This window comes from Bradyrhizobium sp. UFLA05-153 (assembly GCF_054185185.1).
Map to the genome: position 1 here is coordinate 1 of NZ_JBBIAM010000066.1, position 24,985 is coordinate 24,985.

Annotated in this window: 21 protein-coding genes and 1 pseudogene; 8 read left to right on the forward strand and 14 right to left on the reverse strand. The window is 65.4% G+C overall.

Annotated elements, in window-relative coordinates; all coding sequences use genetic code 11:
- The 5 genes and pseudogenes from Q2941_RS31035 to Q2941_RS31055 all read right to left on the reverse strand — a co-directional run.
- Positions 1 to 495: pseudogene (locus tag Q2941_RS31035) on the reverse strand (IS630 transposase-related protein); the annotation flags it as partial.
- A 134-nt stretch (positions 496 to 629) separates the two neighbouring features.
- Complete coding sequence (locus Q2941_RS31040; RefSeq protein ID WP_458194785.1) at positions 630 to 4,076, reverse strand: AAA family ATPase; 3,447 nt, start codon at positions 4,074 to 4,076, stop codon at positions 630 to 632.
- A gap of 207 nt (positions 4,077 to 4,283) precedes the next feature.
- Positions 4,284 to 5,309, reverse strand: a complete 1,026-nt coding sequence (locus Q2941_RS31045; protein WP_458194786.1) for a histone deacetylase family protein — start codon at positions 5,307 to 5,309, stop codon at positions 4,284 to 4,286.
- A 113-nt stretch (positions 5,310 to 5,422) separates the two neighbouring features.
- Positions 5,423 to 6,310, reverse strand: a complete 888-nt coding sequence (locus tag Q2941_RS31050) for an SMP-30/gluconolactonase/LRE family protein (protein WP_458194787.1) — start codon at positions 6,308 to 6,310, stop codon at positions 5,423 to 5,425.
- 10 nt (positions 6,311 to 6,320) lie between these two features.
- Positions 6,321 to 8,339, reverse strand: a complete 2,019-nt coding sequence (locus tag Q2941_RS31055; RefSeq protein WP_458194812.1) for a PQQ-dependent sugar dehydrogenase — start codon at positions 8,337 to 8,339, stop codon at positions 6,321 to 6,323.
- A 260-nt stretch (positions 8,340 to 8,599) separates the two neighbouring features.
- On the opposite strand from Q2941_RS31055, the gene Q2941_RS31060 reads away from it, so the two are divergent.
- From Q2941_RS31060 to Q2941_RS31080, 5 genes are all read left to right on the forward strand, one after another.
- A complete protein-coding gene (locus tag Q2941_RS31060; protein ID WP_027526222.1) occupies positions 8,600 to 8,833 on the forward strand; it encodes a DUF6894 family protein in 234 nt (77 codons plus the stop codon).
- Positions 8,834 to 8,843: 10 nt separating this feature from the next.
- The gene (locus Q2941_RS31065) at positions 8,844 to 9,020 is read left to right on the forward strand and encodes a hypothetical protein (protein ID WP_254108234.1); all 177 of its coding nucleotides are present in this window, start codon (positions 8,844 to 8,846) and stop codon (positions 9,018 to 9,020) included.
- A gap of 120 nt (positions 9,021 to 9,140) precedes the next feature.
- A complete protein-coding gene (locus Q2941_RS31070; RefSeq protein WP_458194788.1) occupies positions 9,141 to 9,956 on the forward strand; it encodes an arylamine N-acetyltransferase family protein in 816 nt (271 codons plus the stop codon).
- Positions 9,957 to 10,219: 263 nt separating this feature from the next.
- Positions 10,220 to 11,809, forward strand: coding sequence for a gamma-glutamyltransferase (locus Q2941_RS31075; RefSeq protein ID WP_458194789.1), 1,590 nt, complete (start codon positions 10,220 to 10,222; stop codon positions 11,807 to 11,809).
- Between the two features lie 93 nt (positions 11,810 to 11,902).
- On the forward strand, positions 11,903 to 12,118 hold the full coding sequence (locus Q2941_RS31080; RefSeq protein ID WP_198031871.1) for a hypothetical protein: 216 nt from the start codon (positions 11,903 to 11,905) through the stop codon (positions 12,116 to 12,118).
- Positions 12,119 to 12,166: 48 nt separating this feature from the next.
- On the opposite strand, the gene Q2941_RS31085 is transcribed toward Q2941_RS31080, so the two are convergent.
- Genes Q2941_RS31085 through Q2941_RS31100 form a run of 4 tightly spaced genes read right to left on the reverse strand, consistent with a single transcriptional unit; the run spans position 12,167 to position 15,613 of the window.
- Positions 12,167 to 13,459: an NAD(P)/FAD-dependent oxidoreductase gene (locus Q2941_RS31085; RefSeq protein WP_458194790.1), complete on the reverse strand. Its 1,293-nt coding sequence runs from the start codon at positions 13,457 to 13,459 to the stop codon at positions 12,167 to 12,169.
- Between the two features lie 13 nt (positions 13,460 to 13,472).
- Entirely contained in the window at positions 13,473 to 14,204 is a 732-nt protein-coding gene (locus tag Q2941_RS31090; RefSeq protein ID WP_027526218.1) for an amino acid ABC transporter ATP-binding protein, read from the reverse strand.
- Positions 14,201 to 14,854 carry an amino acid ABC transporter permease gene (locus Q2941_RS31095; protein ID WP_027526217.1) on the reverse strand — a complete coding sequence of 218 codons (654 nt, stop codon included), beginning with the start codon at positions 14,852 to 14,854 and terminating at the stop codon, positions 14,201 to 14,203. The genes Q2941_RS31090 and Q2941_RS31095 overlap by 4 nt, the downstream gene beginning before the upstream one ends.
- A gap of 6 nt (positions 14,855 to 14,860) precedes the next feature.
- Positions 14,861 to 15,613, reverse strand: a complete 753-nt coding sequence (locus Q2941_RS31100) for an ABC transporter substrate-binding protein (protein ID WP_458194791.1) — start codon at positions 15,611 to 15,613, stop codon at positions 14,861 to 14,863.
- A 177-nt stretch (positions 15,614 to 15,790) separates the two neighbouring features.
- Between Q2941_RS31100 and Q2941_RS31105 the strand changes: the two genes are divergently transcribed.
- The gene (locus tag Q2941_RS31105) at positions 15,791 to 16,441 is read left to right on the forward strand and encodes a helix-turn-helix domain-containing protein (protein ID WP_027526215.1); all 651 of its coding nucleotides are present in this window, start codon (positions 15,791 to 15,793) and stop codon (positions 16,439 to 16,441) included.
- 93 nt (positions 16,442 to 16,534) lie between these two features.
- Here Q2941_RS31105 and Q2941_RS31110 read toward each other — a convergent pair whose 3' ends face one another.
- Both Q2941_RS31110 and aptA read right to left on the reverse strand, forming a co-directional pair.
- Entirely contained in the window at positions 16,535 to 17,800 is a 1,266-nt protein-coding gene (locus Q2941_RS31110; protein ID WP_458194792.1) for a D-amino acid dehydrogenase, read from the reverse strand.
- A gap of 73 nt (positions 17,801 to 17,873) precedes the next feature.
- Positions 17,874 to 19,202, reverse strand: a complete 1,329-nt coding sequence (gene aptA / locus Q2941_RS31115; RefSeq protein ID WP_035664066.1) for an omega-aminotransferase AptA — start codon at positions 19,200 to 19,202, stop codon at positions 17,874 to 17,876.
- Positions 19,203 to 19,349: 147 nt separating this feature from the next.
- Here aptA and Q2941_RS31120 point away from each other — a divergent pair, with 147 nt between their 5' ends.
- Entirely contained in the window at positions 19,350 to 19,898 is a 549-nt protein-coding gene (locus tag Q2941_RS31120; RefSeq protein ID WP_027526212.1) for a cupin domain-containing protein, read from the forward strand.
- A gap of 74 nt (positions 19,899 to 19,972) precedes the next feature.
- Positions 19,973 to 20,893 (forward strand): lysozyme inhibitor LprI family protein, encoded by a 921-nt coding sequence (locus tag Q2941_RS31125; RefSeq protein WP_458194793.1) that lies wholly within the window; start codon positions 19,973 to 19,975, stop codon positions 20,891 to 20,893.
- 135 nt (positions 20,894 to 21,028) lie between these two features.
- Here Q2941_RS31125 and Q2941_RS31130 read toward each other — a convergent pair whose 3' ends face one another.
- Genes Q2941_RS31130 through Q2941_RS31140 form a run of 3 tightly spaced genes read right to left on the reverse strand, consistent with a single transcriptional unit; the run spans position 21,029 to position 24,820 of the window.
- Positions 21,029 to 23,290 (reverse strand): xanthine dehydrogenase family protein molybdopterin-binding subunit, encoded by a 2,262-nt coding sequence (locus Q2941_RS31130; RefSeq protein ID WP_458194795.1) that lies wholly within the window; start codon positions 23,288 to 23,290, stop codon positions 21,029 to 21,031.
- A complete protein-coding gene (locus Q2941_RS31135; RefSeq protein WP_458194796.1) occupies positions 23,283 to 24,332 on the reverse strand; it encodes an FAD binding domain-containing protein in 1,050 nt (349 codons plus the stop codon). Before Q2941_RS31135 ends, Q2941_RS31130 begins: the two co-directional genes overlap by 8 nt.
- Positions 24,329 to 24,820, reverse strand: a complete 492-nt coding sequence (locus Q2941_RS31140; RefSeq protein ID WP_458194797.1) for a (2Fe-2S)-binding protein — start codon at positions 24,818 to 24,820, stop codon at positions 24,329 to 24,331. The genes Q2941_RS31135 and Q2941_RS31140 overlap by 4 nt, the downstream gene beginning before the upstream one ends.
- Positions 24,821 to 24,985 lie beyond the last annotated feature (165 nt).

The window sequence follows — 24,985 nt, forward strand, 5'->3', positions numbered from 1 at the left end:
GGGGCCCATCCCCGCAGCGGAGCCATGTCGGTCCTGGTCCAGGTCTCGTCGATAAAGACCAGCCGCTCAGCTTCGACGCGACCTTGATACTTTGCCCACTGGGCTCGCCGCCGCGCGACCTCGGGACGATCGCGTTCGCCAGCCGCCACGCTTTTTTTTGAAGCTGAGCTTCTCGGCATGCACGAAGTCCCACACCGAGTGGTAGTCGATCTTCAGACCGCGTCCGGCAAGCTCGGCAACGAGCCCGCGTATGGTGAAATCGCCGTCCTTGATCCGTTGCGACAGCCAGACCGCGTGGTCTCCCGAAACCGCCTTCGGCTTGTGACCGCCCATCTGGCCCGGAGCAACGCTGCCGGTCTCATCGACCCGCTTCATCCAGCCAATTGCCGTGCTGATCGCGACCCCAAACTGCTTGGCTGCCTGATTGCGGGACATCCCGCCCTCGATCGCGGCCACGACACGCTTGCGAAGATCCAGAGAATAAGGCTTGCCCATCCATGCTGGCCTCCGCCCAGCCAGCATGGTGAATCAGAAACAGCCTGATTTGGGAATCCCAAATCGATTCAACCTAACCCCATCCCGCTTTAGCAGCGCGAGCGCGGAGGCGCGTTCCCAGCCAAGGGCGACGCTTACCGCTCCACGTCGACCTGCTGCCTGCCGAGCTGCTTCAGCAGTTGCGCCGCCTGCGTCAGGTCCGGCGTCAGGAAGCCTTCGCTGAACTTGCCGATGATGGGGCCGAGCAGCCGTTCGGCCTGCCCGGCCTTGCCCGCGTCCTGCCAGAGCCGCGCAAGGCTGATCGCTGTCCTGAGCTCCCAGGACTGTGCACCCTGCTTGCGGGCGACGTCGAGCGAGAGCTCATAGAGATCTTCGGCGTCATGGGCCGAACTCGGCCCGCCCTCGGCGAGCGTGATCTCGCCCTGCAACCGATAGACTTCGGCGAGGTAGGAGTGATCGCCGGTGCGCCGTGCGGTCGCGAGTGCGCCATCGAGCGCGCGCAAGGCTGCCTCGCGGAAGCCGGCCTTCGCATAGGCCTCGGCCAACAGGCATCTGAACCAGCAGCCCGCGAGCCAGGAGTCCATCGCCTCGTACTCGTCGAGGCCGACGCGCATCTGGCTCAATCCATCGTCGACGTCGCCGAGCTGCGTCAGCGCCCAGCCGCGCAGGATCGCAGCCTGCTGCTTCCAGTGCAGGAAGTTGTGCTCGGTGGCGAGGATCATCGCGCGGTTGGCATGATCGCGGGTGCCTTCGACGTCGCGCAGGTGCTGGCAGAGATAGGCGCCGAACACCAGCGCGAAGGCAAGCGTGAAGGGATGGCGGATCTTCTCGGCGTTCGCGATCGCCTGTTCGCTATGCTGGCGTGCCGCATCGGAGCGGCCGAGGAACCACAGGAGATAGCCGAGATAGGACAGCGACACGACGCCGGGATCGGTGCCGTGCCGCACCATCAGGTCGGCGTGCAGATCCGCGCTATAGAGATTGATGCAACGGTGCAGATGATGCTGGGCAGCCGAAAAACGCCCGCGATAGAGCATGGTCATCGCGATGGCGCGATGGGCCTCCATGAGATAGCCGGTCTGCTGCGCGGGCCGCGCCCGCTCGCTCTGCCGCACGCGCTTGGCAAACTTCAACAGTTCGACGCTGAGATCGTGCGCGCGCGTCAGATCCGCGCGGATGAAATGGCAGACCCAGAGCCCGCGCGTCGCCGCGAACGTCTTCTCCTCGTCGTCGAGCTCATGGCCGAGTTCGAGGGCGCGGATATAGTTTTCCTCGACCTCATGCACCGCATAGCCCTTGGCGGCGATCAACGCGTTGCCCAGCGCAATTCGCAGCTCGAGCTCCATTTCGCCCGCGCCCTGCATACGGGCATTGGCCTGGACGACGCTCAAACCCCGACGCAAGTGCCCGATCGCCTCCAGATTGCCGCCGGTCTTCGCGGCCTGCTTGCCGGCCTTGAGCCAGAAGCTCGCGGCGCCTTCGCTCTGGCCGGATTCGGTCAGATGATGTGCGAGAAGCTCGGGCTCGCGCGCCGTCTTCTCCGGATACATCTCGGCGAGCACCTGGGCGATCCGCGAATGCAGCTTGCGCCGCTCGCTGTGCAACAGGCTGGCATGTGCCGCGTTCTGGATCATCACGTGCTTGAACGCGTAGAGCGCATCCGGCGGATGGCCGCCGCGCACGATCAGGCCGGCCTCCTCCAGATGATCGAGAGCCGCCTCGATCTGGTCGGCGGGCGTGTTGGCGACGGCGTGAAGCGTCTCGTAGGAGAACTCGCGGCCGATGGTGGCGCCGATCTGCGCGATCTTCTTGAACGGGCCCATGCGGTCGAGGCGCGCCATCAGCGAGTCCGTCAGCGTCGCCGGGATCGCGAGCTGCCGCCACTCGCCGGACAGCACGTAGCGGCCGTGCCGTTCGGTCAAGAGGTTGGATTCGAGGACGGTCTTGGTCAATTCCTCCAGGAACAGCGGCACCCCGTCGGTCTTGACGATGATCTCCTCGACGACCTCCTTGGGCAGCTCCCGCCCGGCAACGCGCTCGACCAGAGTCGTGCGCAATTGCCGGCTCAACCGGTTCAAGACCAGCGTCGTGATGTGCGAATGCGCATTCCAGCTCGGCTGAAACTCCGACCGCGCGGTGATGACGACGAGGATCGGCTGGCCCTGCACCTTGTCGACCAGGAGATCGATGACCTCGCGCGAGGTCGGATCGATCCAGTGCAGGTCCTCGAAGGCAATCACCAGCGGCTGCTCGCGCGCAAGCCCGAGCAGATGGTTGACGATGGCCGACACCGTCGCGTCCTTCTGCTGCTGCGGCGACAGGTCGAGCGGCGGGTAGCGGTCGCCCGTCGGGATCGACAGCAGCGCAGCGAACAGCGGGGTCACCTGCGCGACGTCGTTTCCCGTAGCCGCCACGGCGGCCTCGAGATTGGAGAGCGACATCGCGCTCGCATCCTCGCGATCGAGCCCGAGCGCGAATTTGAGCTGCGCGCTGAACGGATAGAACGCGGTCGAGGTGTAGTACGGAGAGCACTGCAACGAGATCTGCCCGTGCCGCTCACCCGCGATGGCCGCGAATATCTCCTGGACGATGCGGGACTTGCCGATCCCGGGCTCGCCGAACAGCACCACGACCTGTCCGTCGCCCCGCCTCGCCTGCTGCCAGCGCCCCGTCAGCAGCGAGACCTCCTCCTCGCGATTGACGCGCGGCGTCAGCCGCGTGCCCATGGCCGCGGCGAAGCGAGTCTCTACGCGCGAGGGCCGCACCACGTGCCAGGCCTGGACCTTCCCGGAAAGACCCTTGAGCGCCTGGAGGCCGAGATTGCGGTAGTCGAACTTGCCCTTCAGCAGCGACTGGGTGGAGGCGGAGATGACCACGCCGTTCGGCGGCGCCAGTCCCTGGAGCCGCGCGGCGAGATTGACGGTTTCGCCGACCGCGGAATCGCGCTCCTCGGTGCCCTGGCCGACGAGATCGCCGACCACGACAAGACCGGTGGCGATGCCGATGCGGACCGCCGGTGCATGGCTCGGCGCGCCGCGCGGCTCGACCGCGCGTGCCGTCGACAGCACCCGCACGATCTCGAGCCCGGCGCGCACCGCGCGCTCGGCGTCGTCCTCATGCGCGGTCGGATAGCCGAAATAGACCAGGATGCCGTCGCCGACGAAGCGGGCAGCAAAACCCTCATAATGCTTGACCACGCGGACGCAGGTCTCGCGAAAGCTCGCGATCATGTCGCGCACGTCTTCGGGGTCGAACTGGGTCGAGAGCGGGGTCGAATCCACCATGTCGCAGAACATGGTGGTGAGCTGCCGCCGCTCGGCGCCGACCTCCGCGCGCGCCGTAGTCTGCGGGGCGGGTGGCGGCTGGGCCGGTTCGGGCGAAAGCAGCGTCGCCATCGCCCGGCGCAGCCGCTTGCGATCACCGAGCGGCAGGCCGAGTTCTGCGAGATCGGCCTCGGTCAGGTCGGGCATGACGTCGAGGCCGAGGCGATGCTGTGTAAAAAGTTCGGTGTATTGGCCGAGCCCCGCGCCCTCAAGCCAGCCTTTCAAATCCGTTTCCGTCGCCGCGCCCGGCTCCAGCATGCTGCTTCCGTTCGACTGCACACTCCATCCAGGAGAATATGCCCTCAACCACAAAGTTTGAGAGCCAAAACTCCATCTCGGACCGGACGCGTTTCACAGTTTTTTGAATAATAGCTCAACTGGATCGAAAAGGCACGGCGTCACTCACTCGGACTCTGCTCTCGCAAAATCCGGCCTCTCCCCACGCGCGGGAGAGGCGACGCCGGATCACCGCACCTCTTGAAAGCCCGCCAGCACCGACGTCAGGTTCGCGCCGAGGATATCGGAGAGATAACCGCCCTCCTGCACGAACACGGTCGGCAGTCCCATGCGCGCGATCGCCTGGCCGATGCGGCGGAAGCCGGGCGTGGTGACGGCAAGCCCTCTCAGCGGATCGTGCTCGGAGGCGTCCAGACCAAGCGCCACGACGAGCGCGCCGGGCGCGAATGCTTCGATCGCGGTCCTGGCGTGCGCGAGCGCCTGCATGTAACCGTCATCGCCCGTGCCGATCGGCAGCGGGATGTTGAGATTGGTGCCAAGCCCCTCGCCCTCGCCGCGCTCATGCGCATAGCCCCACACGAACGGATAGTACGCGACCGGATCGGCATGGATCGAGATGGTGTAGACGTCGGGCCGCGCATAGAAGATGCCTTGCGTGCCGTTGCCGTGATGCACGTCGACGTCGAGGATCACGACGCGCTCATGCCTGAGCCGCAGATGCGCGGCCGCGACGGCGCTGTTGTTGAGGAAGCAGAAGCCGCCGGCCATGTCGCGATAGGCGTGATGGCCGGGCGGACGGCAGAGCGCGTAGGTCGCATCATCTCCGTCCATCACGAGCTGCGCCGCGGTGGTCGCAACATCCGTCGCCGCGCAGGCCGCCGCCCAGGTGCCAGGCCCGATCGGCGCGGCGGTATCGGCGGTGTGCCAGCCTAGCTTGCCGACGATATGCGTCGGATAGGTCGCGGCATGGCGCACGGGATGGATGTTGCCGATCATCTCCGGTCCGGAATCGCCGAGCGCGCTCCAGGCGTCCCAGGCCTCAGAGAGAAAAGCAAGATATTCCGGACTGTGAATCCGAGCCCGCGGTCCCTGCCCGAATGTGGTCGGCTCGACCAGTTGATGCTTGCCGTCCTTCAAACCCCTGAGCAGCCGGTCCGCGCGCTCGGGCTGCTCGGTCGTGCGCTTGACGACCCCGCGCACCAGGAAGAATTGCGGATCGTGGCTGCGATGCAGTTCGGTATAGACGGCTTTCACGTGGGCGGCTCCATTGCCTTGGGATCGGATGACGTCTTGATCCCGGCGGCGCTACGATGCAAGCAAGAACAGTGCCGCATCTTGCGTGCCCTACGTGGAGCGCGGATCGCGGCTCAGCAACGACCGCGTTGCAGGCAATGCTCGCGGCCCTGCTGATCGGTGCGGAAGGCCTCGATGAAGCCGCCTTGGCGCTGCGTAACGAAGACGGTCTTGCCGTCGTCGCCGCCGAACGCGAGGTTAGTCGGCTCCTTGCCTTTCAGGGCGACCTCGCGCTGGATCGCGCCATTGGGCTTCATGACCGCGATCGTACCCTTGAGAATGCGCGCAACATAGAGCCTGCCGCTGACGTCGGTGCGCAGACCGTCGATGGTGTCGGGCTGGAACGTCTTGATCAGCTTGGCGTCAGTGAGCTCTGTGCCGTGGATGGTGTAAGACCAGATCTCGCCGCTGTTGGATTCGCCGACATAAAGCGTCTTGCCGTCGGGGCTGAGATCGATGCCGTTGGTGGTGCCCATCGCGCGCGGCGCCGTCATGACCTGGCCCTGCACCGATCCGCCAGCGGCCTTGGCGATGCGCCAGACGTGGCCCTCGCGCCCCTTCCAGTTCGGATCGCTCGCATAGATGGTGCCGTCGCGCGCCATCGTCATGTCATTGGGCTGCTTCATCTCGTCGGAGTGAAACCAGAGTCGCGGCTCCGCATTGCCCTTGGGAAGCGCAAAGATGTTGTGGCCCTTGTAGTCGGCGACGAACATGGTGCCGTCGCGATCGAAGCGGATGGAGTTGCCGACGCTGCCTTGCGGAAGCTCCGCAAAAGTCTCGGAGGCCGCACCTCCCGCCGGCAACCTGCCGATCGTGCCGGGCTTGCCGAGATTGACCACGAACAGGTTGCCGTCGAGATCGACGGCCGGCCCTTCGATGCCGAAGGTGTACTCGCCAGCCGGCGTCACCTGCGCGCTTTCGAACAGCTTGGTCTGCGCGCCGGCCGGCTGCGTCGCCAACATGATGAGAATGCTACTGCAAAGGCACCAGATCGTTCTGCTGGATGTAGTAGCCATCGTCGTCGGTGCATTCGCCGTTGAGATAGGGATCGGCCGGCCGGTAGAACCGGCTGAAGCCGGCTTTGTCTACAGCGGTCCTTTGTGTCACGACGACGACCTTGGCGGCCGGGATTTCGCCGCATTCCTTGCCGCTGCGCGCGACGAATTTGCGCGTCGGCGGGCCGGGCTTGATGCGCATGCGTGTTCCCGGAACCGTGTTTGCAACCAGCGAGTCCGCATAGTCGAGCAAGCGGGCGTAGCCGGGCTCGGTCTTCGCCAGCGCTTCGCCGCCCGGCGGCATCAGCTTCTCGGCGCCGATCCCGCGCAGGCGCGTGCGCAGCTTTCCGGACCCGGGATCACCGGGATAGATCCAGCCGTCCTGTGTCAGCATGAAGCGCAGCACGGTCTGGTCCTTCTCGGTTTCGGACTGGCCCTGCTTCAGTCCGAAATCAGAATGGCAGCCGACGCAGTGCTTCTCCACGACCCCCTTGCGCAGTGCAGAGAGCCGGTCCCTGTTCTGTGCGTCCTTGGCAACGAAGGCGGCGAGCTGGTCGATCTGCGCAGGGCTTCGCATGTCGCAGGGGAGCGGCTCCGGACCAGTGCCATCAGTGCGATCGATCCGGATCACGGTCTGGTTCTTGTCCTCCACCAGCCAGATCGCGCCATCCTCCGCAACGGTGATGCCGACGGGCGCGCCCTGCGGCCGCGCGCCGTTCACGCGGTGCCAGCCGGAGACCAGTTCCTCGAAAGGCGCCGCGGCGACCTCGCCCGCGTCGGTCTGGAAGCTGCGCGTCGGCTCGGCGGCGCAGCTTACATGGTAGCGGACCGGCGGCGGACTGATTTTGGGGAAGCCGTGATCGTCGACATCGTAGACCAGGAGGCGGCTGCCGGTCGGGCGATAGCCGTGGAGGGCGATCAGCAGCTTGCCCTCCAGCTCCGGAAATTTTGCGCCGTGATAGTAGAGCATGCCGAGCGGCGCGCCGTGCGGGGGCAGCAGCGAAAACGGCTGCTTGTAGAGGGCATTGCCGGCGCAGAGGTTCTTGTAAGGCCCCGATTGAAGCACCAGCCTGAATTCCGGACTCGCCGTCGAGAGGTCGTAGCAATAGGGCCAGCCGTAGTGCTTGCCCTGCTCGATCGCGTTGATCTCCTCGTTCGGCTTGAAGATGTCGGGCAGGTCGCGGCCGTTCTCGCCCTGCAGGAAGGCGTAGCCGGGATCGGGAAATTGCCGGTGCAGCGCCAGCGCCATCGAGTTGCGCAGGCCGCGCGCATAGACCTCGTGCGGCGGATTGGGATCGCTGGGCTTCAATGCAGGGAAGACGCCGCCTGAAGGCGGCGTGAACATCCAGATCGCGGCGAGCGCCGAGGCGCCTTCCGCCGGCGCGCATGGCCGCGTGATCGGCGGCTGGGTGATGCAGTCATCGCTATGCGAGCCGACATTGACGAACAGCCGCCCGGTGCGGTCGAACGCGAACTGCTTGAGCGGATGCGCGCTCTCCTCGACCTTGGTGCCGTCAGGCAAGGTGAGCCGGCGGCCCGGCAGATGATGAAGGATGGTCTCGACCGTGCTGTGCGGATTGTCGGCAAGCGGATCGACGCGGAAAATCGTCTCGTCGGTGGACGCATAGAGTTTTTTGTCGGGACCTATCACCAGACCAAAGGGATATTCGATCCCCGTGAGCAGCTCCTTGATCCGCTTGCCCTCGGCTGCACGGGGATCGAGCAGCAGCAGCCGGCCATCGGTGTGGCCCCAGCCGCCCATGTCGGTCACCACGAACAGCTCGTGGCCGGGAATCTGGATGATCGATCGCGGGAATTTGAGATGATCCTCTTCGCTGGCGACGAGACCTGCGCAAAACCCTTGGCGGAGGTCGATCTTGAGCCTCGGGAAGGCGAGATCGCCGCTGCCGCAGGTATCCGTGCCGATCGCATAGCCGCTTCTCCGGATCGGGTCGGACGACGCCGGCGGCGCAAGGCCAAGCCCCGCGGCCAGCAGAATGCATGCGAACGTCCCCGGCCGGCCCCAGGTTTCTCTGGTGAATTGCAAGTTTCCCCCTCCCCTCGCCCCCGGCAAAATCGAGAGTTCCATGCCTCCGCCGCGCCGTCCAGCCGAAGGTTAAGAATCAGTAACGCGCTCACCGTCCCGTGAATCGGAACATCCGTAAATTCCCTTACCGGGTTGAACCCGAATATTTCCGACAACGTCAGAGTGTTATGGGTTGATTGCGTCCGATTCGCTCCCTGGAGGAGACGGCTATGGTCCAAGTTTATTTTCATTGTTCGAATACTGACGGCATGTTGATCGACCGGCACGGCACCGCCGTGTCGAACCTGACCGAGGCCCGCGACCGTGCCGCGCAAATCATGCACTCGATGATCATGGTGCCCGGCGACGAAGACTGGCGCGACTGGATCCTGCACGTCAGCGACGACGACGGCGAGGAGATCTTCGACGTGCCGTTCAGCTCCGTGCTCGGCAAGCCGCACTGAGGACATTGCCATGCTGATCGCTTCGCTCACGCTGCTTCGCCACCACGTCTCCGCGATCGCCACGCGATGGCAGACGCTGGTGAAGCTCGCGGGCAATCCCTACCGCCCCGAGCTGCACTACATGCGCGGCCCGGGGCCGAAATGGCACGCCAAGCACGGCAACCGCCGCAGGGATGGCCGGCTCTGAGCGCGACCTCGCCGGGCCGAAACGCACAATCCTCCCCATCACCACGACGCCGATTTAAGCCTTTCATCAGGGAACAGCCTTGTCTACCTTGCCGCCCTTTCAGGCAGCAGGGGCCATTTCATGCCGAATGAATTCCATTTGGACAACTACCTGACGCGCATCGGTCATGGCGCGGCGGTGAAGCCGGATCTGGCCACGCTCACCGCGCTTCACAGCGCTCACGTCGACGCGATCCCGTTCGAGGGGCTCAATCCGCTGTTGCGCCGGCCGGTCCACCTCGATCTGCCGTCCGTGCAGGCCAAGCTCGTCGACTCCCGGCGCGGTGGTTATTGCTTCGAGCAGAACGCGCTGTTCACGGCGGCGCTCGAGCGCATCGGCTTCACCGTGACGGGCCTTGGCGCGCGCGTGCGGTGGATGGCCGCACCCGACAGCCCGCTCGGGCCGAAGGTCCATATGCTGCTCAAGGTCGACCTGCCCGAGGGTCTCTACATCGCCGATGTCGGATTCGGCGCCTGCGTGATGGATAGCCCCTTGCAGTTCCGGACGGAGATCGAGCAGCGCACCGCGATGGGAACTTATCGGATCGACGAGACCAATGGCCTGTTCTCAATCAGCGCGAAACAGCCCAGCGGTTGGCGGACCATGTACGTCTTCGACCAGGTCCCGCAGCTTCAATCCGACTACGAGCTCGGCAACTATTTCACCTCGACGAGCTCCATCCCACCCTTCACCAGCACCCTGATCATGGAGCGCGTCGCAGCCGATACGCGCTACAAGCTGGCCAACCGCCGGCTGACCATCGAAGGACGCGACGGCGAGGTGAAAGGCGAGCGCACGATCGACAGCGCCGACGAGCTGGGGCTGGTGCTGGATGAGACGTTCAACGTCGAGCCCCCGGTGCCGCTCGAGGAGGTGTTTGCGAGGATTGGGGGATAGCGCGCTGGCGTCCCCTCTCCCCTTGCGAGACAGGTGAAGGGTCTCTCTCCGCGAGTCGCTCTGATGGTTGTGTTCGCGGATACAACCTCTCATCCGGCGCTTCGCGCCACCTTCTCCCGCAAGGGGAGAATGAACAAGGACGATCCCGCGCCTGCTTCACACCTGCCATGTTGCGCTTCGGTCTGGATCGTCGGCCGCGATCTGCCATTGTTGGCTCCCGTGCCACTCCGGCGCAATTCCATCCCACGCAACAAGATCGGCCCATGTCTCACCAGTTCAGCTATGCCCAGCAGCCCCGCAAACCCGCCCGCCACGCCAAGGGCGGCATCGTCGCGGCGCAGTCGCGCCGGGCGGCCGAGATCGGGGCGGAGGTGCTGGCCGCGGGCGGTGACTGCGTTGACGCGGTGGTCGCTACAACCTTCGCGCTCAACGTGCTGGAGCCCTGGATGAGCGGCATCGGCGGCGGCGGCATCATGGTGCTCTACCGCGCGAGCGAAGACCGTTACGAAGTGATCGACTACAACATGCGTGCGCCGCAAAGCCTGCGGGTCGAGGATTATCCGATCACGGGCCAGGGGGCTGCCTCCGATCTCTTCCCCTGGGCGCGAGTGAAGGACGACCGCAATATCCACGGCCCCGGCGCGATCGCTGTGCCCGGCGTCGTTGCCGGCATGGAGGAAGCTCATCGCCGCCACGCCAAACTGCCCTGGAAGGACCTTCTCGCACCAAGCGCGAAACTCGCCGGCGAAGGCCTGCTCGTCGACTGGTGGACGACGCTTATGATCGCGAGCAGCGCGCTCGACCTGCGGCGCTATCCCGCCAGCGCCGAGGCGTATCTTGTCGACGGCCTGCCGCCGAATGCACCGTGGGGCATCAAGGCAGAGATGCGGCTGCCGCAGCGGAAATTGCAGGCAACGCTGGCGCACCTCGCCGCGGCCGGCCCACGCGATTTCTATCAGGGCGATCTCGCCAAAAGCATCGCCTCCGACATCCGGGCCGACGGCGGCGCCCTCTCGGTCGAGGACCTCGCCGCCTTCCGTGCGCATCTTCGCGAGCCGCTGAAAATTCCCTATCGCGGCGGCAAGGTGTTTGCGACGCCCGAGCTCACCGCCGGCCCTACGCTTGCGCATACGCTGCGCCTCTTGCAGCAGAACCTGAGGCCGGACGGCGCGCCCGATGCAACGGCCTACGCTGAATACGCCGCTGCCCTGCAAGCGGCCTATCGCGAGCGTCTCAGGGACATGGGCGATGCCGACGGCAACCGGTCGCTCGGCGCCGAATATCTCGCGCCCGGCTGCACCACGCATTTCTCCGTGGTTGACCGCCACGGCAACATGGCCGCGGTGACGCAGACGCTGCTGTCGACCTTCGGCTCGAAATACGTGACGCCGCATTCCGGCATTCCCATGAACAACGGCATCATGTGGTTTGATCCGACACCCGGCACGACCAACTCGCTGGCGCCCGGCAAACGCTGCCTCACCAACATCACGCCGGTTATCGCAGAAACCAGAGACGGCAAGCGCCTCGCAGTCGGCGCCTCCGGTGGCCGCCGCATCCTGCCCGCAGTGACGCAGCTCCTCTCCTTCGCGATGGACTATGGCATGGACCTCGATGCCGCAATCCACCAGCCGCGCATCGACGCCAGCGAAGGCGCCGTCGTGACCGGCGACCGCCGGTTGCCCGCGGACGCACGCAGGGCGCTCGCGGCGCGCTTCGACTATGAGGAGACGCAGGTGCAGTCCGTGCCGATGAAGTTCGCCTGCCCGAGCATGGTGATGCGCGAGGGCGACACCAACTCCGGCGCGGTCGATATCTTCCAGCCCTGGGCCGATGCGGTAGCAGAGAGCTGAGCGTCACGACTCCTCCACATTTGCAGGCGACTTCCAGTCCGATGTCAGTTCATCGAACGGACAGAAGCGTACGTCCAAGAGGAGACCATTCTAATGAGGAAGCTTGCGCTCGCCGCAACATTGATCATCGCGGCTGGCTTCGCCATGCCAAACGCGGCATCCGCCAAAGGCGGTCATGGCCATGGACACGGCCACGGCGGATTCCATGGACATCACCATGGCACGCCGCCGGGCTGGTATCACGGGCGCAAAGTCGGCTGGCGCGGCATGGGCTGCCCGCCCGGCCTGTGGAAGCAGGGCCGCTGCTGAAATCGCAGACAACCTGCCAGGCGCCGCTCGACATCGGGCGGCGCTTTTCTAGATCCCCAACCTGTCCCGCACGCGACCGGCAATCACTGCGCTCGTCACCCCGACCGGCCAGAACGCATGCAGCGGGATCGGCTTGATGCCGGTGATGGGCATGTCGATCTCCGCGCTCCTGCCACCGATCAGGCGGCGTGCGAGCTGCGCGCCCATTGCGGTGGAGAGCGCCACGCCGCGGCCGTTGCAGCCGAGCGAGATCAGGATGTCGTCCGCCGGCTCGTGCACATGCGGATAATGATCCTTGGTGATGGCAAGGCGGCTGTTCCAGCCATGGGTCCAGGCGACGCCCCTGAGCTGCGGCCATAGCCGCTCGGCATAGCGCATGAGATAGGTCACATCGGACGGCGAGCTGATCCAGCGCATCGGGCCGCGGCCGCCCATCAGCAGGCGGTTCTGCTGATCGATGCGGTAGTAGACCGTGATGTGTCCGCTTTCGTAGAGCACGGAGCGTGTCGGCATGATCGAGCGGGCGACCTCGTCCGACAGCGGCGCGGTCGCAGCGATCGACGAAAACACCGGCACGATGGTGCGGCGAAGCGAAGGCCAGAGATCATCCGTAAACCCGTTGGTGGCGAGCAGCACCTTTTCGGCGCGCACGACCGCGCGCGGCGTCTCGATGCGCCAATGCGTGCCCTCGCGGCGCAAGGCGAGCGCCGGGGTTTCGCCGTGCACACTCGCACCGGCCGAGATCGCGGCGCGTGCCAGGCCACGGGCGTAGCTCAGCGGATGCAAATCGCCGCCGCGTGCATCCAGCATCGCGCACAGGTAGCGATCGGTGCCAGTGATCTCGCGCAATTGCTCGCGATTAAGCAGCGTCACCGGCATGCCGCGGCGAATGCACTGCTTTGCCGTGCTTTCGATCGCCGCAGCGCTTGCTTCGTTATAGGCCGCGCGCAGCGTGCCGTTCTGCCGCGCCTCGCAGGGAATCTGGTAACGACGGATCAGGTCGTGGGTAAAATTCGTTGTGCCGTAGGAAAATTCGATCATGCGGCGGCCGAGATCGGCGCCGAAATCGGCCTCGATCTGATCGGGATCGAGCTTCAGCCCCGGATTGGTGTGGCCGCCATTGTTACCGGACGCGCCCCAGCCCGGCTCCTGCGCCTCCAGCACCAGTGCCTCGACACCCTGCTCGGCCAGATGCAGCGCAGTGGACAGGCCGGTGTAGCCGCCGCCGACGATCGCGACAGAGACACTCTTGTCCGCATCGAGCGGCGGCGTGGCCACTGTCGCAACGGCGGTGTCGGCATAGAGCGAGGGCGGCAGAGGCAGGCGCACGGGCGCGGTCATGTCGGATACCGGATCAGAGCGGATGCAGCACGCGGCGCAGGAAATCCTGCGTCCGCGCATGCTGCGGTTGATTGAGCACCGTTTTCGCCGGCCCCTGCTCGACGATGACGCCGCCGTCGATGAACAGCACACGGTCCGCGACGTCGCGGGCAAAGCCCATCTCGTGGGTGACGACGACCATCGTCATGCCGTCATCGGCGAGCTTGCGCATCACGGAAAGCACCTCGCCGACGAGCTCGGGATCGAGCGCCGAGGTCGGCTCGTCGAACAGGATCGCCTTGGGCTGCATCGCGAGCGCGCGCGCGATCGCGACGCGCTGCTGCTGGCCACCGGAGAGCTGCGGCGGATGCATGTCGGCCTTTTCGGCCAGCCCCACCTGTGCGAGCAGCGCGCGGCCACGCTCCAGCGCCGCGGCGCGCGGCTCTTTCTTCACATAGAGTGGTCCTTCAACGACGTTCTCCAGCGCCGTGCGATGCGGGAACAGGTTGAAGCGCTGGAACACCATCGACACCTGTGTGCGGATCGAGACGATCGACGATGCATTGCGATCGACGCGCGTGCCCTCGACGCTGATGTCGCCGCGGTCGTAGCTTTCGAGCCCGTTGATACAGCGCAGGATGGTCGACTTGCCGGAGCCGGACGGGCCGATGATGCAGACCACCTCGCCCTTCTCGACGGACGCCGTGATGCCCTTGAGCACCTCGACCTTGCCAAAGCTCTTGTGGACGTCGTCGAGCTCTATCATCGCTTGCCGGCCCGCTTCTCGAAATGACGGACGAGCAGGATCAGCGGGATGCTCATGGTGAGATACATCAGCGCCACGAGCGTGAACACGCTGGTGTTCTTGAAGGTCGAGGACGCGATCAACTTGCCCTGGAGCGCGAGTTCGGCGACCGTGATGGTTGAGGCCTGCGACGAATCCTTCAGCATCATGATCATGACGTTGCCGTAGGGCGGCAGCACGATGCGCACCGCCTGCGGCAGCACCACGCGGCGCATGGTGAGCCACCAGCCCATGCCGATGGTCTGCGCCGCCTCGATCTGCCCCTTGTCGATCGCCTCGATGCCGGCGCGGAAGTTTTCCGCCTGATAGGCCGAATAGGCGATGCCGAGGCCGAGGATCGCGGCCTGCAAAGCCGTGAGCGTGACGCCGAGATCGGGCATCACGAAGTAGAGATAGAACAAGAGCACGATGATCGGGATGCCGCGGATCACGTTGATCACGCTGGCGCTCAGGCCGGACAGAAAGCCGATGCCGGAGACCCGCATCAGGGCCCAGACCAGCCCGAGCAGCGTCGACAGGATCAGCGAGCCGATGGTAACGACGATCGTAAGCGCGACGCCGTTCAGGAGGATCGGGAAGAACTCAATGGTGTCGCGCCAAAAGCCCTGCATCGGCGGTCAGCCCTTCAGGCCCCATTTGTCCAGGATCTTGTCCACGGTGCCGTTGGCCTTCAGCCGGCCGAGCGAGGCGTTGATCTTCCCGAGCAGCTCGGTGTCGGTCTTGCGCACGCCGATCCCGACCGAGCCGACGGTCACGGGCTTGTAGCTCGTAACGAGGCGCACCTCGGGGAAGCCGCCCTGCTTGAGGTTGTAGGCGAGGATCGGATAGTCGGCGAAGCCGGCCTTGAGACGGGCGGCGTTCACGTCGCGCAAAATGTCGGGAATGGTGTCATAGGCCTTCACGTCACTGAACAGGCCCGATTTGTTCAGCGCATCGACGAAGGCGGTGCCGACCTGGGCGCCGACCACCTCACCCTTCAGATCTTCCTGCGACGCATAGGCCTTGGTATCGCTCTTCGGCACCACGAGACCTTCGCCATAGGTATAGATCGGATCGGAGAAATCGATCACCTCCTTGCGCGGCGCGGTGATGAACATCGCGGCGGCAATGATGTCGATCTTGTTCGAGGTCAGCGAGGGGATCAGCGCCGAGAACTGCATCGGCTCGATCTGGACGTTGAGGCCGGCGTCCTTGCCGACCTCGGTGATGAGATCGACCATGACGCCCTGGATGGTGTTGGTCTTGGTGTCGAGGAAAGTGAAGGGGATACCAGTCGGGGTCGAGCCAACCTTCAGCACCTGCTGCGCGGATGCCGGCACGCTGGCTGCAAGGGCGAGCGCCGCGACCGCGGCTTGAACGAAACGCTTCATCGCAATCCCCCTGTTGGGTTCGGCCGATGACGGCGCGCCCGCTTGTGACGGATATTGCGGGTCGAGCCGTTTCGGCTTATTTTCACCAATATGAAAATTTGGTCACACTTTCGCGGACGATGCAAGCGGTTTTCATGCACATGAAGGAAGCGGTTTGACGTGAGCGGTGGCAAAAGAATGCGCAAACCGGCCGCCGCCAAGGCGGTGAAGAAGGCAAAGGCCGTCGCCAAACCGGCCGCCAAGCCGGTCGAGCCGGCGATGGACGTCGCGGTCGGACGCCGCATCCGCGATCTCAGGCGCACGCGGCAACTCTCGCTCGAAACGGTCGCCGAGCGCACGTCGCTGTCGATCGGCTTCCTCAGCCAGATTGAGCGCGGCCTGTCCTCGCCATCGCTGCGCGTGCTCGCGACACTTGCCGACGTGCTCGGCGTCGGCATCGCCGCGCTGTTCGGCGCGAGTCCGAGCACGGACGGCGCATCCGATTCCGTGGTGACGCGCGGAATGCAACGGCCGGAGCTGAAGCTCTGGCGCACCGGCATATCAAAACAGCTCCTCAGCGCCGCAGGCGCCGAGAACCGGCTCAACCTGTTCCTGGTGCATCTCGAGCCCGGCGGCTCGACCGGCGATGAACTCTACACCCATGATGGCGAAGAGGCCGGCCTCGTGCTCGAAGGCGAAATGATGCTCACGGTGGACACGGAGACGTGGTCGCTGAAGACGGGCGACAGTTTTCGCTTTGCGAGCCGCAGGCCGCACCGGTTTTCCAATCCGGCTGATGATGCGAAGGCAGTCGTGCTGTGGGTGAACTGCGTGACGGGAGCGAGTTAATCTGAGTCATTCCGGGGCGATGCGAAGCATCGAACCCGGAATCTCGAGATTCCGGGATCGCCTCTTCGAGGCGCCCCGGAATGACAGTGCAAATCACCCAAACCGGTGCGCGTAGCGATCCACCGTCAGCTCGCTGGTGTCGATCTCCGGCTTCTTGCCCGAGAGCATGTCCGCGAGGACGCGGCCGGAGCCACAGGACATGGTCCAGCCAAGCGTGCCGTGGCCGGTGTTGAGATGAAGATTCGGATAGCGCGTCGCGCCGATCACGGGCGGGCCGTCCGGAGTCATTGGCCGCAGACCGCTCCAGAAGGTCGCCCTGGAGAGATCACCACCGCGCGGGAAGAGATCCGTCACCGAGTGATCGAGCGTGGCGCGGCGCGCGGCATAGAGCTTGTCGGAATAGCCGGAGATTTCCGCGGTGCCGCCGACGCGAATGCGATTGCCCAGCCGCGTGATCGCGACCTTGTAGCTCTCGTCCATCACGGTCGATTCCGGCGCGCCGGAGGCGTCCTTGATCGGCACCGTGATCGAATAGCCCTTCACCGGAAAGACCGGCAGCGAAATCCCGAGGGGAGCAACGAGCCGCGACGACCAGCTCCCGAGCGCGACGACGTAGGCATCCGCCTGCAACAGGCCGGCGCCGGTCGCAACGCAGGTGACGCGCGAGGCGTCCGTGACGATGCCGTCGATGGACGTGTTGAACATGAAGCGGACGCCGAGCTTTTCGGCCTCCGCGGCCAGCGCCTGCGTGAACATGTGGCAGTCGCCGGTCTCGTCCTCCGGCAGCCGCAGGCCGCCGACGATCTTTTCCTTCACGCCGGCGAGCGCCGGCTCGGCCGCGATGCAGCCCTCGCGATTGAGCACTTCATAGGGCACGCCATACTGCTTCAGCACGGCGATGTCCTCAGCCGTGCCGTCGAGCTGCGCCTGGTAGCGGAAGAGCTGGAGCGTGCCCTTGGAGCGCTCGTCATATTGAATGCCGATGTCCTTGCGCAAAGCGCGCAGGCAATCGCGGCTATATTCCGCGATCGGGATCATCCGGCTCTTGTTGACGGCGTAGCGCGCGGACGTGCAGTTGCGCAGCATCTTGAGCAGCCAGACCCACATCACGGGATCGATCTTCGGCCGGATCACCAGAGGGCCGTGCTTCATCAAGAGCCATTTGATCGCCTTCACCGGCACGCCGGGGCCGGCCCAGGGCGAGGAATAGCCGGGCGAGACCTCGCCGGCATTGGCAAAGGACGTCTCGAGCGCCGGCTCGCCCTGACGGTCGACGACCGTCACCTCATGGCCGGCCCGCGCGAGGTAGTAGGCAGAGGTGACACCGATGACACCGCTGCCGAGGATCAGGACTTTCACGTTTCGCACCACTCCCGCGGCGTTTGTCGCGCCGCTAGCAAGAACAAGGGGTCGAGATCCGCGAGAGCAATTATCAGGCCACGCGCTTGATGGCGTCGCCGAGAATCGAGACCATCTGGTCGATGTGGCTCTTCTCGACGATCAGGGGCGGCGACATCGCGAAGGAGTCGCCGCTCATGCGCAGATAGAGGCCAGTGTTGAAGCAGTCGACCATGATGTCATAGCCGCGCGCACCAACCGCACCATCACGGGGCGAGACCTCGACCGCGCCCATCAGGCCGCAATTGCGGATGTCGACGACGTTCGGCAGGCCTTTGAGCGAATGCAGCGCATCGCGCCAGTAGTCGGCGATGTCAGCGCCGCGGGTGAGCAGGCCCTCATCCTTGTAGATGTCGAGCGTCGCGATGCCGGCGGCGCAGGCGACAGGATGTGCCGAATAGGTGTAGCCGTGGAACAGCTCGATCTGGCCCTCCGGGCCGATCATCAGACCATCGTGAACCTTGCGGCTCGCGAACACGGCGCCGCAGGGCACGGTGCCGTTGGTGATGCCCTTGGCCGTCGTCATCAGGTCCGGCGTGACGCCGAAGAAATTGGCGGCGAACGGCGTACCGAGGCGACCGAAGCCGGTGATGACCTCGTCGAAGATCAGGAGAATGCCGTGCTTGTCGCAGATCTCGCGCAGGCGCTTGAGATAACCTACCGGCGGCGGCAGCACCGCGGTCGAGCCCGGCACCGGCTCGACGATCACGGCGGCGATCGTCTCGGCGCCGTGCAGCGCGACGAGGCGCTCGAGATCGTCGGCGAGCTCGGCGCCATGCGCCGGCTGGTCCTTGGCAAAGGCGTTGCGGGCAAGATCATGGGTGTGGCGGATGTGATCTACGCCGGGCAGATGCGTTGCAAAGGCGCGGCGGTTCGCCACCATGCCGCCGACCGACATGCCGCCGAAGCCGACGCCGTGATAGCCGCGCTCGCGACCGATCAGACGGGTGCGGCTCGACTGGCCGGTAGCGCGATGATAGGCGAGCGCGATCTTGAGCGCAGTGTCGACCGACTCGGAGCCGGAATTGGTGAAGAAGATACGATCGAGGCCCTTAGGCGCGATCTCCGCGAGCCGCTCGGCGAAGTCGAACGAAAGCGGATGACCCATATTGAATGACGGCGCGAAGTCGAGCGTCATGAGCTGCTTCTCGACCGCAGCCGCAATCTGCTTGCGGCCGTGGCCGGCGTTGACGCACCACAGGCCCGCCGAACCGTCGATCACCTTGCGGCCGTCGACGCTGGTGTAATGCATGCCCTCAGCCGAGGAGAACAGGCGCGGCGCCTTCTTGAACTGCCGGTTGGCCGTGAACGGCATCCAGTGCGAATCGGTCTTGATGGTGTTCGGAATCTGGTGAAGGGTCACGGGCCGCTCCTCTGCTGACCCTCTAGCAGAGCCACGGCTTTAAAAGCGCAACAAGTCCTTTTCTGTGCGCCAGCAACCCATTGATCTAGCTGGGGCTGCCGGTCCATATTTGCGCGATCCGCAACACCTGCAACAGGGATTTGCACCATGAGCGTCGACATCGGTGGACGGCTGCGATTCATCCGGGCCCGCCACAAGCTGTCGCAGCGCGAGCTCGCCAAACGCTCCGGCGTCACCAACTCGACGATCTCGCTGATCGAATCCAACCAGATGAACCCCTCCGTCGGCGCGCTCAAGCGCATCCTCGACGGCATTCCGATGGGGCTCGCCGAGTTCTTCGCGCTGGAGCCGGAAAAGCGGCGCAAGATCTTCTACCGCACGGAGGAGCTGACCGAGGTCGGCAAGAAGCCGATCTCCTACCGCCAGGTAGGCGACAATCTGTTCGGCCGGAGCTTGCAGATCCTGAAAGAACGCTACGAGCCCGGCAGCGACACCGGCCGCGTGCCGCTCGTGCATGACGGCGAGGAGGGCGGCGTGGTGATCTCCGGCAAGCTCGAGGTCACCGTCGAGGACGAGCGGCGCATCCTCAATCCCGGCGATGCCTATTATTTCGAAAGCCGCAGGCCGCACCGCTTCCGCTGCGTAGGCGGCAAGCCGTGCGAGGTGATCTCGGCCTGCACGCCGCCGACGTTCTGAGGCTGAACCCGTCACACAAGGCTGGCGACCAACGGGACAGGTATGATCCCCTTTGGACCCAAGAGCCGCACCCCATGCCCGCGCCCTTCCGTTTCGCCCTCTTCGCCGCGATGGTTTCGCTTGCCCCGGCCACCTGCCAGGCGATTGACGACTATCTCCGCGCCAGCAGCAGCGTGCCCACGGGAATCGTGCTGTGCGGCGCGGTGAATGGCGACGGCAGCCTCTGGCAGATTACCGGCACTTATTTCGCGAGTGGCAAATCAGGCACGACAGACAAGATCGATACGTCATTCGTCGTCCCGACGTTCGACTGCACGCGCCCGGACACCGCGACGGAGGAGGAGATCTGCTCCGATCCGGATCTCGCCGAGAACGACCAGCGACTGAACCGGGCCTGGAAGGCGTTGCTGCCGCGGCTCGACGACGCGACACGGCATGCACTGACGGACGACCAGCGCAATTGGGTGCACGCCCAGGCCGAAGAATATCCTGAATTCCTGCACCCCGCCTGGGAGAAGCAGACCTCGGAGATGCATTTCACGGCGAACGCGCGCGATCATGTCGACGCCCTGCAACGCGAGCGGATCGCGCTGCTCGAAGGCTTTGACGACAAGCGCACGGGTCTTGCCGGCGTCTGGCTCGCCTACAATGCGGTCATCAAGGTCACCGTCGACAAAGACGGCCAGTTGAAGGCCAAAGGCTGGAAATGGGACCAGGGCGACTGGAAAGCCGGCTGCGACTATGAGATGAGCGGCGCCGTCAGTGACGGGACATTCCGGTCGGATGAGAAGCGCAAAAATCCGGACACGCTGGAGCGCGACCACGCCATGCTGATCGTCAACCGGCTCGACGACGATTTTGCAAGAAAGCGCACCGGAGCGAACGACACCGACGAACAGAAATGCAAGCGGCGGCTCGACATCTCCTCGACCGCACGGCTGTTTCCTGCCCTGTCCTCCCCAGACATCGACAATATGCCGGGCGAGATCCGTTGAGCGGGCCGAAACTATTCCTGCCCGCCCGCCGCCTCGGAGCGTTTTCCAGCGAAGTGGACACCGGTTCGCATGAAGAAAACGCGTCAAAACAAGAATCTAGAGCTCCGTTCCGATTCAATCGGAACGGAAACGGCTCTAGAGCGGCGTCAGCAGCTCCTCGATCCGGATCGGGAAACGGCGCACGCGCACGCCCGTCGCATGCCAAACGGCATTCGCCACCGCGCCGGCGCTGCCGGTGATGCCGATCTCGCCGACGCCCTTGATGCCGAGCGAGTTGACGTGCGGATCGTGCTCCTCGACCGTCAGCACGTCCATCGGCGGCACGTCGGCATTCACGGGGATGTGGTACTCGCCGAGATCAGCATTCATGATCCGCCCCGTTCGCCGGTCGGTGATGGCTTCCTCGTGCAGCGCAAAGGACAGGCCCCAGATCATGCCGCCGAGGAGCTGGCTGCGCACCAGATGCGGATTGATGATGCGGCCCGCGGCGAATGCGCCGACCATGCGCGAGACCCGGATCTGGCCGAGCTCGGGATCGACCTTCACCTCGGCAAACACGGCGCCATGCGCATGCATGGCATAGTCGGTTTGCGCCGTCGGGTTCGGTGCGCCGGTGCCGCGCGCATCGATCTCGGCTAGGCCGGCCCGCGCGAGGATATCGGCATAGCTTTCGCCACGGCTCTCGTCGTCGCGCCGGAACAGCTTTCCGTCGCGCGCAACCACGCCGGCATTGCCGGCGCCGAACAGCGGCGAACGCTCGTCGCGGGTCGCTAGATCAGCGAGCTTGGCGATCACCGCAGCGCCGGCGTTGTGGATCGCATTGCCCGCGGTCGCGGTGTGAGCCGAGCCGCCGGCAATGCCGCCATCGGGCAGGTCCGAGGTGCCGGAGCGAAACGCGACGCGATCGACGTCGAGGCCAAGGCCATCGGCGGCGATCTGGGCAAGCGCGGTCCAGGCGCCCTGCCCCATGTCATGCGCGCCGATCTCCATCACGCCGGTACCATCGCGCCGGATCGCCGCGCGCGCCTCCGCCTGGAACATCAGCGCCGGGAAGGTCGCGGTGCCCATGCCCCAGCCGACAAGGAGGCCGGAATCATCACGCATCTGCCGCGGCGCAAGCGGCCGCTTCGCCCAGCCGAAGCGCGCCGCGCCCTGCTCGTAGCAGGCACGCAGTGCCTTGGACGAAAATGGCTTGCCGGTGGTCGGCTCGACCTCGGCATAGTTTGTCAGGCGAAACGCCAGCGGGTCCATGCCGCAGGCGAGCGCCATCTCGTCGATCGCACTTTCGAGCGCAATCGATCCGGTTGCCTCACCGGGCGCGCGCATGAACAGTGGCGTGCCCGTGTCGACGCGCGCCGCCTCGTGCGAGCTCCTGATCGCGGGGCTCGCGTAGAGCGTATGCGAAGCGTCCGCGGCGGGCTCGTAGAAATCGTCGTAGCTGCTCGACACGGTCTTCGCATGGTGATCGATCGCGGTGAAGCGCCCTTCCGCGTCGATGCCCATCCGCAAGCGCTGCCGCGTCGGCGCGCGATGGCCAACCGGGCCATACATTTGCTCACGGCGCAGCACGAGCTTCACCGGCTTGCCGACCAGCTTCGCCGCCATGACGCCGAGGATCTGCGGTCCCGTCAAAAATCCTTTCGAACCAAAACCGCCGCCGAGGAAGGGGCTGCAAATCCTGATCTTTTCCGGCACCAGGCCGAACAGCTCGGCGACGCGGGCGCGCGCCATCACCATGGCCTGGCTCGGCGTATCGATCGAGAGCGTGTCGCCGTCCCAGCTAGCGACGATCGCGTGCGGCTCCATGGCGTTGTGATATTGCGGCGGCGTCTCGTAGGTCGCTTCGATCCGCTTTGCGGCAGCAGTGAGCCCGGCATCGATATCGCCATGCTGCACTTGCGCAGGATTGCCGACGCCGACGACGGGCGGCGCAAAGGTTTCGCCGGCATCGAGACCGACCCGCGGTGCAAGCGCGTCATAACGCGGCGCGAGCAGCGCCGCGCCTTCGGTCGCCGCCTCCAGCGTCTCGGCGATCACGACGGCGATCGGCTGATTGGCGTAGCGGATCTCGTCGCTCTGCAGGACCTCCATCCGGAACACGAACGGGTTGGTCTTGATGTCGGGGTCGATCGCGAGCTCAGGCTTGTGCTTCGACGTCATGACGTCGACCACGCCCTTGTGGCCCTTGGCCGCCGCCACATCCAGTGCCGCCACGCGGCCGCGCGCGATGCTCGACACTGCGATCACGGCAAACAGCATGCCCGGCGGATGGTGGTCCGCGGCGTAGGCGGCCTGCCCCTTGACCTTCAGAACGCCGTCACGGCGGGTCAGCGGCTGGCCCATGTTCGAGCCGTGGCGGATGTGAGCGGGTGCGGAGGTGAGGCTGATCTCAGGCATGCAGGGCTCCGGAAGCAAAGGGAGAGGCCGGCAGCGCCGGAATGCGCGCGGGCGTCCCGGCGGCGGCAAGGGTCAGCGCGCGCACGACAATGCGGCGCGCGAGCTCGAGCTTGAAGGCGTTGTCGCCGGACGGCTTTGCATCGGCGAGCGCGGCTTGCGCGGCTTCGCTGAAAACGGACGGCTCAGGCGCGGCACCTTTCAGCACCGCTTCCGCAGCGCGGGCACGCCAGGGCTTTGCCGCGACACCGCCGAGCGCAAGCCGGGCCTCGCGGATCTTGCCATTCTCGATCCTTAGCGCTGCCGCGGCGGACACCACGGCAAAAGCATACGACGTGCGCTCGCGAACCTTGAGATAGCGCGCATGGCCTGCGAAATCGCGCGCCGTAGCCGGCAAGCGCACCGCCACGATCAGATCACCCGGCTCGAGCGCGGTCTCGCGCTCGGGCGCAGCACCCGGCAGGCGATGCAGTTCATCGAGCGGCAGCTCGCGCCGGCCGCTTTTGCCTTCGATCTCGACGATGGCGTCGAGCGCAACCAACGGCACACAGAAATCGGAGGGATGGGTCGCGATGCAGTTCTCGCTCCAGCCGAGCACGGCATGCAGCCGGTTCTCACCGCCGCGCGCGTCGCAGCCGCTGCCGGCCTCGCGCCGGTTGCAGCGGCTGGAAGGGTCATAGAAATACGCACAGCGCGTCCGTTGCAGGAGATTGCCGCCAACGGTCGCGGCATTGCGGAGCTGCGCGGAGGCGCCCGACAGCAGCGCTTCGGCGATCGCCGGACAGGCCTTTGCGAAGGCCGCGTCATGCGCGAGATCGGCATTGCGCACCAGCGTTCCGATGCGCATGCTGCCGTCGGCGAGGTGCTCGATCTTATCGAGCCCCTGAAGATGCGTGACATCGACCAGACGATCCGGGCGGCTGACGCCGCCCTTCATCAGGTCGAGCAGATTGGTGCCGGCGGCAAGATAGCTCGCGCCGGGCTGCGCGGCAGCAGTGACGGCCTCGGCGATGGTCGCGGGCCTGACGTAGTCGAACGGCTTCATGCGGAGCGCCTCTGGTTGGCTTCACTGGTCTGCACCTCGAGCACCGCATCGACGATGCCGGCATAGGCGCCGCAGCGGCAGAGATTGCCGCTCATGCATTCCCTGATACGTTCGGGATCATCGCCCGCCTGCGCTTCCCGCATCATCCCGATCGCGCTCATGATCTGGCCGGGCGTGCAGAAGCCGCATTGAAAGCCGTCATAGGCGATGAAGGCGGCCTGCACGGGATGAAGCTGGTCGCCGCGCGCGACGCCCTCGATAGTGAGGATGTCGGCGCCGTCATGGCTGATGGCGAGCGCGAGACAGGAGTTGATCCGCTTGCCGTCGACCAGGATGGTGCAGGCGCCGCACTGGCCGCGGTCGCATCCCTTCTTGGTTCCGGTCAGTTGCAGACGCTCACGCAAGAGATCGAGCAGCGTGACTCTGGGATCGTCGAGTTGGAAATCGCGCCGCGCACCGTTCACGGTGAGGCTGATGGAGTGGGTCATACAGGGCTCCGATCAGATATGGACATCAGTGATCGCTCAGCGCGCCACCGCCGTGGCCGCCGTCGATACCGCGCCGCTCGCACATGATCCGAGCCGACGTGTCAGCGAAGATACGGAGGCACCCTCCGTTTAACAAGAGCAGCCGAAAAATATTTGGAATTGGTC